Here is a 10,300-nt window from a genome sequence, read left to right as displayed (position 1 = left end):
ATTTAGTCTGGAAGAGCCAATTTATATCACATGATGGACGTATTCCCAAAAGAGATAAACTCCAGCGAATTGTTGATAATTTATTGATAGGTAAAGATGCTTTTGATGCGGTAATTGCCTTAACTGATGTTTATACAGGAACAAATGATTTTCAAGATGCAGCAGACGCTAAAGCTAAAATGAGTGATTGGGTAGGGAATAATCCTAATTTCTATCCCCATGTAGCACAGCATGATTTTGAAGCTTGGTTATTACCTTATTGGTCAAGAATTCAGAAATTAGCAATATCTAATAAATCACTACCAGGAAGTATACCGGAAAAGGTTAATCATGGCAATCCACCATCATATCGAATTAAAGAAATATTTGAAACAGGTAAGTGTCAACGCAGTTATAATAAAATTCGTGATGCTGCCAGAATTTTGAAAGACCAAGATTTGATGGTTTCTATTAATCAATGTCCTGAATTCAAGGCGTTTATCAACACTATTCTTAAGTTATGTCAAGGTGATTTAATTCCATGAATCAGGAAATTATAGGACATTGTTTACTCATCCTGCAAATCCTGATTCAGACAAGAATCATTCTCGACTCACGAAGACAAAACCCCGCGTTTTACCGGATGTTGTATCTACAGTATTCATAGCTTTCCATAAATCTGCTGTTTTTACCCAAACTGGTGGATATTTATAACGGGAAACATCCATAATTAAAAATCTATCTGTTAACTGATTATATGCTGCTAAAGGGGAAATATGACCCCCTCTTTCTTGTCCTATTTCTTTCCGTAAATAGTTAATAATAACAAAGTTATTTGGTTGTTTTAAATTCTCTGCGGCTAATTTGCGAAATTCTTCTAAATTGGTATCACCAGCATGATAAACTTTAACTTTTACATTATAAATTCCTAACAATCCTCCTAATTCATCTAAGGTCATACCTTGACGAGAAACCACTTCAGGACTGACTATATTTTTAGTTTTTTGATTGCTAAAAAAGTTATCTTGGGTAAAAAACCGAAATGGTTTATATTGTGGTGCTTCTGGTGCAGTAATTTTTAAGCTATTTAGCACCATGATCATACTTGCAACTCCACAATATGCCTGATTATTTTGGGTAACAAATTGTGTGCTTAATGGGAAAAAATCATTCTTTGCTTGACTAGAAATTAATAATGTTTCCCCTTCAGGTGTATCAAAACCAATTAAGTTAGGGGTTAGAGGTAAGGTTTGGGCAAAAACATTACTTCCAGTTAAACAAATACCAAAAAGTAAAAATTTAATTGATGTTTTGATAGAAGTGATTTTCATGGTCATATTTCCTAATAATTTAATGTTCAAAATGGAAGGGTTCAACTATAGCACTTGTTCATACCCCAGATCCCCGACTTCTGATATTAATTTTGTCCGTAAATAATAAATTGATCACAGAAGTCGGGGATCTTTTTACTTCATTTGGATTAAATCAAAATTCCCGCAATACTAGCAGTAATAAAACCTGCTAATAATCCGCCAAACATCGTTTTTAAACCCATTCTGGCTAGGTCTTTCTGACGGTTGGGTGCTATTCCTGTCATGCCACCAATAGTAATTCCTATAGAACCAATATTAGCAAAGTTACATAAAGCATAGGTGCTAATAATTATTGATCTTTGAGAAATGGTTTCTTTTTTGATCATTTCTCCTAAATCTAAATAGGCGATAAACTCATTAAGAATTGTTTTTTTCCCTAATAATGCCCCAACTTGTCCACAGTCAGACCAAGGTATACCCATTAACCAGGCGACGGGAAACATGATCAAAGATAATATCCATTCTAGAGATAATTGGGGATATCCTACCATAGTTCCCACCCAAGCAAAACAGGCATTAATAACAGCTAATAAACTCAAAAAAGCAATGATGATTACACCTACATTAACGGCTAATTTAACCCCTTCTATTGCCCCAGAAGTTGCCGCATCAATAACATTAACATGATTAGTTTTGATATCTACGTGAACTTTCCCTGTAGTTGCTGATATTTCTGTTTCTGGATACATGATTTTTGAGACGATCAAAGAAACAGGAGAAGTCATAAAAAAAGCGGCAATTAAATGTTCTGGGGGAATACCAAAAGATAAATAAGCACCTAATACTCCGCCGGCAATGGTAGCAAAACCACCTGTCATCACAGCGTGTAATTCAGATTGGGTCATATCTGCTACATAGGGCTTAACCATGAGTGCTGCTTCTGTTGGACCTAAGAAAATATTGCCCGCACAGGATAAAGATTCAGAACCAGATGTTTTCATGGTTTTCATCATTACCCAAGCTAGTCCATTGACTACTCTTTGTAAAATTCCATAGTGGTAGAGAATGCTAATAAATGATGAGAAAAAGATAATTGTGGGCAGAATTTGAAAGGCAAAAAGATGATCTTTGAAGTTTTCACCAAAGACAAATTTTGCACCAACATCAGAAAAAGCTAAAAAATTACCAGCGATATTTCCTAAAGATTTAAAGAAATTCAATCCCCAGGAAGTTTTAAGAATGACTAAAGCTAAAATAAATTCTAACCCTAATCCCCAAGCAACTGTACGCCACCTTATAGCCTGACGGTTAACAGAAATAGCGTAGGAGATGGCGATAAAAATGCAGATTCCTAGCACTGAAATAGCACGTTCTATTGGCATTGTCAATAATGAATTGTAAATTTTTAGTAAGGATTCAGGATAGAAAATACAGAATTCACAATAAATTAGAGTTTTGGAGTCATTCTTAAATAATGATAAAAAAACTTATTGATGAATGATTCCTGCTATAAACAAATATTATGACTCCTGACTCCTGAATTCTTACAATTATTAATTGCTTAGTAACCTCTAGGTAAACCTTCACCACGAGGATCTGCTGCTGCTTCTAAAGTATCATCTTCTGTAACGGCGATCGCATTTCCATTACCCCACGGTGCAATTTCTTTGATTTTGTGTCCTCGACGGCGTAAATCTGCTAAGGTTAAGGCATCTAAACTCCATGCTTCCACTCGCAATTCATCAGGTAGCCATTGGTGATGTATGCGTGAAGCAGAAACTGCTGCACCTATATCCATTTTATATTCCAAAACATTTAAAATCACTTGCAATACTTGGGTAATAATTGTACTCCCACCGGGCGCACCTACAGCCATTTTAAAGCGATTGTTCTCGGTAATAATGGTAGGTGTCATACTAGAAAGAGGCGTTTTTTGAGGGGCGATACTATTAGCTTCATTACCCATTAAACCAAAGGAATTGGCTATTCCTGGGGCGGCGGTAAAATCATCCATTTCATTATTTAAAAGTATTCCTGTTCCTGGGGTGACTATTGCTGCACCAAAACCTGTGTTAATTGTGAAGGTTAAACTCACGGCGTTTCGGTCTGCGTCAACTACATTTAAATGACTGGTTTCTATTGATTCGTGTTTTTTTAATATTTTAATTTCTGATTTTATTTCTGTTGATGGTGTCGTCATTTTCATATTAATTTCTTGACGACGTTTTTTAGCATAAGTTGGACTAATTAATTGTTGAATGGGAACTTTCACAAAATCAGGATCACCTAAATATTTAGCGCGATCGCTATAGGCAATCTTCATTGCTTCTACCATTAAATGTATCGCATTAGGGTGATGCCAGCCTAAAGACTGTAAATCTGTATCACCAATAATATTCAGAATTTGTAATAGATGAATACCTCCAGATGATGGAGGTGGCATAGAACAAATTTTAGCTTTACGAAAGTTCCCACATACAGGATTTCTCCAAATTGGTTTATAAGCTTTTAAATCTTCTAGAGTAATTAAACCGCCATTTTTTGCCATATCATCAGCGATGGTTTGGGCAATTTTTCCAGTATAAAAACTTTGAGGGTTTTGGGAAATGGCTTCTAATGTATTAGCTAAATCACGTTGAATTAACTTTTCTCCCGGTTGATAATATTCACCATCGCGGGTAAATATATCTTTGGCAGATGGGTTATTTAGTATTGTTTTTTTACGGGTTTCGTAAGCTGAAAAAGAACGCCAAGAAACTCTATCACTGATAATAAATCCATTTTTAGCCAGAGAAATTGCAGGTTTAACAACTTCTTGCCACGGTAACTTACCATAACGACGATGTACTGCATACATACCCGCGACAGTTCCGGGAGTTGCTACTGCTAAATAACCATCCGTACTCGCACCAGACCGGACTTTACCATTAGCATCTAAATACATATTTCTAGTAGCTTTTATAGGTGCGCGTTCCCGAAAATCTAAAGCTTTTATTTCCCCTGTTTTTTGAGAATAAAATAGTAAGAAACCACCTCCACCAATACCTGCGGAGAATGGTTCAACTACGGAAATTGTCAAGGTTGTGGCTACTGCTGCATCTACCGCATTTCCGCCTTTTTTTAATATTGAAAGTCCAGATTCACTTGCTAAGGAGTTAGCAGAAACTACCATGCCTTTTTTAGTGCGTAGGGGTAGGATAATGGTAGCTGACACTGCCTGACTGGTGAGGATAGCAGTTAGGGAAATAAAGGAAATAATTAGGCCTTGGGTTTTGGTAATAACTGTCATTTTTCACTTAGAGTCACTAAAGTTTTCTTGAAAATAGTTAATTTTTGTAACCATCAAAATCTGTAACTGGAGATTCTAATGATATAATTCTGACTCTTGATTTGTAGCCAAGAATAACACACAGATGGGACAACTTACTCAACTTGATTTTGATTACACAGCAAAGCATAAACCCAACCAGTTAATCTATGGCAGTGGACAAACGGCAGTCATCACTGGATGGACAGTAAAGCAATCTGTAGCTAAATATCTGCATTCAAACGAGTACGCTGTAATTGGTCAACTATACTCACCAACCAGAGGTATAAACTTACTAATTCGCAATTTATTATTAAATCCCCATGTTCATTACTTAGTCATTCTCAATGCTACTAAAGAAGATCAAAATGCAGGTGCTTGTCAATGTTTAGGAGATTTTTTCCGTCATGGCGTGGAAGAAGGTGTTAGCAATACTGGGCGAAAATCTTGGGTAATTTGTTCTCCAATTTCTGGTTATATTGACATTGACATTGATATAAAATCCATTGAAAAATTACGCCATTCCATAGAAATTCAAGACGCAAAATCAATCCCTGATGCTGTTGAAAAAGTTAAATATTACGCCCAAAAAGAAACCTTGCCACCGTGGGGAACACCCGTAGAATTTCCCATAACCACAATTGAGTCAAGCGTTTTACCAGGAACACGCTACGGACACAGAATTGAAGGTAAAACCATTGCCGAAACTTGGGTAAAAATCATTCACAGAATTAAAACCACAGGAACAATTAGACCCACTAGCCATGATGGCAAATGGCAAGAATTAATAAATTTAATGGCAGTCGTCACCGATGAACCCGACGATTTCTACTTTCCTGAACCCAATTATTTACCAATAAACAGAAGCTTTTTACAAGAATATATTTCCCAAGTTTTAGATGACGCAACCAACCAAGAAGGGGTAAAATATACTTATGGACAACGTCTACGTTCTTGGTTTGGAAAGGATCAAATTGAACAAGTCATCGAGAAATTGGCAAAAGATATTGATTCAGCTAGGGCAGTGATGTCCCTATGGGATGTTAGTCAAGATGATAACGATAGTCCACCTTGCCTTAATCATATTTGGGTGAGAATAGTTGACAACGAACTATCTTTAACCGCCACTTTTCGCAGCAACGATATGTTTTCAGCGTGGCCAGCAAATGCCATGGGACTAAGGGCTTTACAAAAATATATTTATAATTCTTTAGTTAAAAAAACTCACCATCCATTAAAAATGGGGACATTAATTACCATTAGTCAAAGCGCGCATATTTACGATGATTGTTTTGAAAATGTTACCAATGTAATTTCCTCCCAATATACTAAAATTACTCAAAGAAAAGACTATTTTGATCCTGCGGGTAGTTTTATTATTACTATTCAGGATGGTTCTATTGTTGTAGAACATACAACTCCCGGATCTGGGGAAGTAGTTAACTGTTATTGTGGTAAATCTGCACATAAACTTTCTCAGCAAATATTTGCAGACTGTCCTGGTTTACAAGTTTCCCATGCACTCTATTTAGGCGTGGAATTGCAAAAAGCCGAAATGGCTTTATTAATGAAAGAACAGTTTATTTATGAGCAAGATAAACCTGTAAGGCGTTTGGGAGTAGGGAGTCGGGAGTAGGGAGTCGGGTAAATTTAATAACTCCCGATTCCCGACTTACAGGTCATTACATAATGTAGGTTGGGTTGAGGAACGAAACCCAACATTAGCAATAAACATCACATTTCCAAAAACTAAATATGCTTAGAACTTATGCAAAAGAGAACGAAAGTAGGGGTAATTCATGAATTACCCCTACCCAAGAATTAGGTTTTCAGTCACATCTTGGGTAAGTCCTATAGAACCTATATGGGATCTTTTTGACAAAGCAATGACTATTAAACCCACATTGAGAACATGATAAAATTACTGTGGACTCTTATTGTATAACTAAAATCATGAAACTAAGTCTAGTAGCGATCGCCATTTTTACCCTGACTTTAGGATTTTATACCTTAGTGATTACTCAAACCGTAGAAACACCCAAGACTTTTACAGAATGGTGTGAACAAAAAGCCAGTTTACCTCAAGAGACGAGACACACTGTAGAAGTATTATTAAAAGTTGCTAAAACCCAAAATTTTGCCGAAGCCCAAAATTGTAGTCAAGCTAATCAAACGCTGACTCAATTGACTGAACTTAACCTTCATGACAATCAAATCAGCGATACCGCACCTTTGTCTACTCTGACCAACTTGACTACTCTTTTCCTTTCAGAAAATCAAATCAACGATATCAAACCCTTGTCTAATCTCACTAATTTGACTATTCTTGGCCTTTGGAGAAATCAAATTAGCGATATCAAACCTTTGTCTAATCTCACTGAATTAACCAATCTTAGCCTTTCAGAAAATCAAATCAGCGATATCAAACCTTTGTCTAACCTGACTAATTTGACTGAACTTCTCCTTAATAAAAATCAAATCAGGGATACCGCACCTTTGTCCAATCTCACTAATTTGACTTATCTTGACCTTTGGCAAAATCCACTTACCTCTAAACAATGTCCCCTGTATCCAGAGTCTATTTGTAAGTAAGGATTCAGGTCGGGGTATTGACAAGAGTGATATGTGAGGCAGAAGATAGCAGCCATGGAAAAAACCTGCCTCCAAGAATATTACCAGACTAAAAATGTCAACTTAGGCAAAAATCCTATTCTACTAAATCATGTTTTATCGCAAATCTAACTAATTCAGTACGTTTATCTGCGTTCAATTCTGAGTCATGGTATCAGAAAAATAACAGTAGATTTATTTTAGCAACGACAACATGATAAAATCACCATAACTTTTTATTACTAAAATCATGAAACTAAGTTTAGTAGTAACCACTATTTTTACCCTGACTTTAGGATTTTATACCCCAAAAGTCACCGCAGCACCTATAAAAACACCTAAGACTTTTACAGAATGGTGTCAACAAAAAGCCAGTTTACCTCAAGAGACGAGACGAACGGTAGAAGCATTATTAAAAGTTGCCAAAACCCAAAATTGTAGTCAAGCTAATCAAACGCTAACTAAATTGACTTCTCTTGACCTTCGGGAAAATCAAATCAGCGATATCAAACCTTTGTCTACTTTGACTAATTTGACTTCTCTTGACCTTGGGAAAAATTCACTTATCTCTAAACAATGTCCCTTTCAAGCTGAGTCTATTTGTAGCTTTTAGTCTAATTTTATTTTGGTTGTTGATGAACTTGTTCGCGCACCAGAAAAATACTCAATTTCACTGAATATTATTAGACTAAAAATGTAAATGTAAATTTCAGCAAAAAATTCTATTCTACTAAATCATATCTCAAGATCCCCGACTTCTTAGATAAGTCGGGGATCTGACTGCGGCCATGTATCCCTACGGGAGGCTACGTCAACACATATTAAATAGGATTGCTAGAGAATTTAGTGCCTAATATTTATTTCTCGCAAATAATCATCTGCTGGCAAATATCCTTTAGTTTGAACGGTGGTTTTTTTGCTGGATATGGTGACTGGTTTGAGGTTAGCTAATTCTTGTTGTTGATTACGCAGACGGATTTTTTTGGAATATTCTTGTATTTTCTTTCTTGCTTGGGGATACATTGGACTATCTTGGGAAACTTGATCTAGGAGTTTAATTGCACCAAAAAAATCACCTATGGAGGCTTGATTATAAGCTTGATATAAATAGTATCTTGATCTAACTTGGCCTTTCTGATTGTATTCAGATAATTTTTGTTTAACTATCCTACCTGCGGAACTTTCTTCAGGTATTTGCTTGAGGTAATATAAAGCTGTGGCAAAATCTCTTTCTTCTGCTTTGGCATAGGCTTTAGTTAATAAAGCTTGTGTTTGTTCCTCTATATTAGTTTTTGCTTCTTCAACTAAGGATTGAATTTTTGCTTGCCAATATGAATTAGCTGGAACTTTAGGAATATGATATAATACTTCTGTCCAGCGGCCTTGTTTTAAAGCTTGTTCAGCTAAAAAATAATGTTGTGAATTTTTGTCCCATTGCTTTTGCCATTGTTTAATGGAGGCTTGGGCTTCTGGGTAAACATTGCTATAATTGGGGATAGATTGGGCTAAATTAATGGCTTGTTTTAAATCACCCAATTGATAGTTTTCTATAGCTTTATATAAAGTTTCTGTGGCTGAATAAGCTTGAGAACTATTAAATAAAGAATATGCTCCCACACCAATTAGCACGGAATTAATTAATAAACCTAATCGCATTCCTGCTAGTAATGCTTGTGATTCATTTGCGGTGGATTCAATACTTTGATATAATGGAGTTTCTGTGATTGGTATTTCTGTGGGCTGAGTTTCCCATTGTATATTTTTGAGTACCCATAGGGCTTCATGGGCAGATTGAAACCGTTCTTGGTATTTAGAACGGATCATCTGATTCAGGAAGGCAACTAAATAATCATGAATGGGTGTATCATCATCACACCAAACTATTTCATTGTTTTCTGGATCAATTTCTAATTGCAGGGGTGAAAGTCCTGTAATAGCTTGAATAGCAATTATGCCCAAGGAATAGATATCACTATTAGGCTGAGTTTGGCCAATAAATTGTTCTGGAGGAATGTAACCCAAGGGAGTAACGGGAATTTGATCTATAGATAATTCTGTTTTTAAACTAAAGTCTATGGGTTGAATTGAGCCGAAATTAATTAACACCAATCTGCCATCTATTGCCCGTCTAATTAAATTTTCTGGTTTAATATTGCAATGAATAAAGCCTTGAGAGTGAACGAAATCAAGAATACATAAGACATCTTCTAGAAATTTAATAATATCAGCTTGACTCCATTTACCGGGACTTTTGGGTTTGTTAGGTAATTCGCCGGCTAAAGATTTACCGGGAATAAATTCTTGTACTAAATAAAATCGTTCATTTTCTTCAAAACAAGTGATCAATTCAGGAATTTGTGAATGACGACCTAGATTTTTGAGGGTTTCTGTTTCTGTTAAAAACCGCAATCTTAGGTAATCAAAATAGGAGGTAGATTGATAGTTGTTAACTTTGAGTTGTTTAATAACATATCTGGGTTTTTCTGGATGATATCTGTCTACGGAAAGATATGTTTGCCCAAACACTCCGGCGCTGAGTGGTTGAACTATTTGGTAACGATCTTGTAATACTGTGCCGATCATCTGCTTGTTCATGATCTCGTAACTCAGAATTCCTTACATATCTTTTCTGACATCGGCTAGTATTTTCCGGAATGATAGCTAAGAATTCGGAATGTGTAATTTTTAAGATTAGTTTAAGTATTTTTGCGTAAAGTTTACTTAATTAGGGCTTGCTGAATAAACCAAAAACCTAGATATATTAAGAGTTTCAGGCTTAAAAAAGTGAATTAGGTGCAAGGAATAAGCATTGAAACCATTAAAAAACCTATCACTTTCTCAGATTCGAGACTATTCTTATCTCCTCCTAATTCTTCCTCGGTGACTCGGTGACTCCTGACTCCTAGCCCTCACGAAAAGACTTTTTCAGCAAACCCTAATTATTTGCAATGATACAGGACTTACGCAAAATAGAACGAAAGTAGGGGTAATACCCTTCGGGAAGCAAGCTACATGAATTACCCCTACGAAATAATCAGGGTTGCAGTTACATCTTGCGTAAGTCCTATGATAATCAATCAATAACTTCATA

The 10,300-nt window shown here is 35.9% G+C and carries 8 protein-coding genes; 4 read left to right on the top strand and 4 right to left on the bottom strand.

The window, feature by feature from the left end; all coding sequences use genetic code 11:
* The coding region (locus CUN59_RS08725; RefSeq protein WP_104387478.1) for a DUF4276 family protein at positions 1-524 on the top strand (524 nt) is incomplete at its 5' end.
* Positions 525-581: 57 nt separating this feature from the next.
* Here the strand turns inward: CUN59_RS08725 and CUN59_RS08720 are convergent.
* The 3 genes from CUN59_RS08720 to ggt form a co-directional block, all read right to left on the bottom strand.
* A complete protein-coding gene (locus tag CUN59_RS08720) occupies positions 582-1,316 on the bottom strand; it encodes a phytochelatin synthase family protein (protein WP_438501811.1) in 735 nt (244 codons plus the stop codon).
* 143 nt (positions 1,317-1,459) lie between these two features.
* Entirely contained in the window at positions 1,460-2,668 is a 1,209-nt protein-coding gene (locus CUN59_RS08715) for a NupC/NupG family nucleoside CNT transporter (protein WP_104387479.1), read from the bottom strand.
* Between the two features lie 185 nt (positions 2,669-2,853).
* Entirely contained in the window at positions 2,854-4,581 is a 1,728-nt protein-coding gene (gene ggt / locus CUN59_RS08710; protein WP_104387476.1) for a gamma-glutamyltransferase, read from the bottom strand.
* Between the two features lie 124 nt (positions 4,582-4,705).
* Here ggt and CUN59_RS08705 point away from each other — a divergent pair, with 124 nt between their 5' ends.
* The 3 genes from CUN59_RS08705 (at position 4,706) to CUN59_RS08695 (ending at position 7,822) form a co-directional block, all read left to right on the top strand.
* A complete protein-coding gene (locus tag CUN59_RS08705) occupies positions 4,706-6,235 on the top strand; it encodes a thymidylate synthase (protein ID WP_104387475.1) in 1,530 nt (509 codons plus the stop codon).
* Positions 6,236-6,552: 317 nt separating this feature from the next.
* A complete protein-coding gene (locus CUN59_RS08700) occupies positions 6,553-7,191 on the top strand; it encodes a leucine-rich repeat domain-containing protein (protein ID WP_104387474.1) in 639 nt (212 codons plus the stop codon).
* A gap of 268 nt (positions 7,192-7,459) precedes the next feature.
* Positions 7,460-7,822: a leucine-rich repeat domain-containing protein gene (locus CUN59_RS08695; RefSeq protein WP_243406902.1), complete on the top strand. Its 363-nt coding sequence runs from the start codon at positions 7,460-7,462 to the stop codon at positions 7,820-7,822.
* A 230-nt stretch (positions 7,823-8,052) separates the two neighbouring features.
* On the opposite strand, the gene CUN59_RS08690 is transcribed toward CUN59_RS08695, so the two are convergent.
* Positions 8,053-9,804 carry a serine/threonine protein kinase gene (locus CUN59_RS08690; RefSeq protein WP_104387473.1) on the bottom strand — a complete coding sequence of 584 codons (1,752 nt, stop codon included), beginning with the start codon at positions 9,802-9,804 and terminating at the stop codon, positions 8,053-8,055.
* Between the last annotated feature and the right edge of the window lie 496 nt (positions 9,805-10,300).

Origin of the sequence: Cuspidothrix issatschenkoi CHARLIE-1, assembly GCF_002934005.1 — a bacterium.
Taxonomy (GTDB): domain Bacteria; phylum Cyanobacteriota; class Cyanobacteriia; order Cyanobacteriales; family Nostocaceae; genus Cuspidothrix; species Cuspidothrix issatschenkoi.
Note: the sequence above shows the minus strand (reverse complement) of the source record. Positions and strands in the feature narration are given on the sequence as shown.

Excerpts from the sequence above, each read along its gene's own strand:
- CUN59_RS08720 (WP_438501811.1), bottom strand. The coding sequence starts at position 1,316 with ATGACCATGAAAATCACTTCTATCAAAACATCAATTAAATTTTTACTT.
- ggt (WP_104387476.1), bottom strand. The coding sequence starts at position 4,581 with ATGACAGTTATTACCAAAACCCAAGGCCTAATTATTTCCTTTATTTCC.
- CUN59_RS08705 (WP_104387475.1), top strand. The coding sequence starts at position 4,706 with ATGGGACAACTTACTCAACTTGATTTTGATTACACAGCAAAGCATAAA.
- CUN59_RS08700 (WP_104387474.1), top strand. The coding sequence starts at position 6,553 with ATGAAACTAAGTCTAGTAGCGATCGCCATTTTTACCCTGACTTTAGGA.
- CUN59_RS08695 (WP_243406902.1), top strand. The coding sequence starts at position 7,460 with ATGAAACTAAGTTTAGTAGTAACCACTATTTTTACCCTGACTTTAGGA.
- CUN59_RS08690 (WP_104387473.1), bottom strand. The coding sequence starts at position 9,804 with ATGAACAAGCAGATGATCGGCACAGTATTACAAGATCGTTACCAAATA.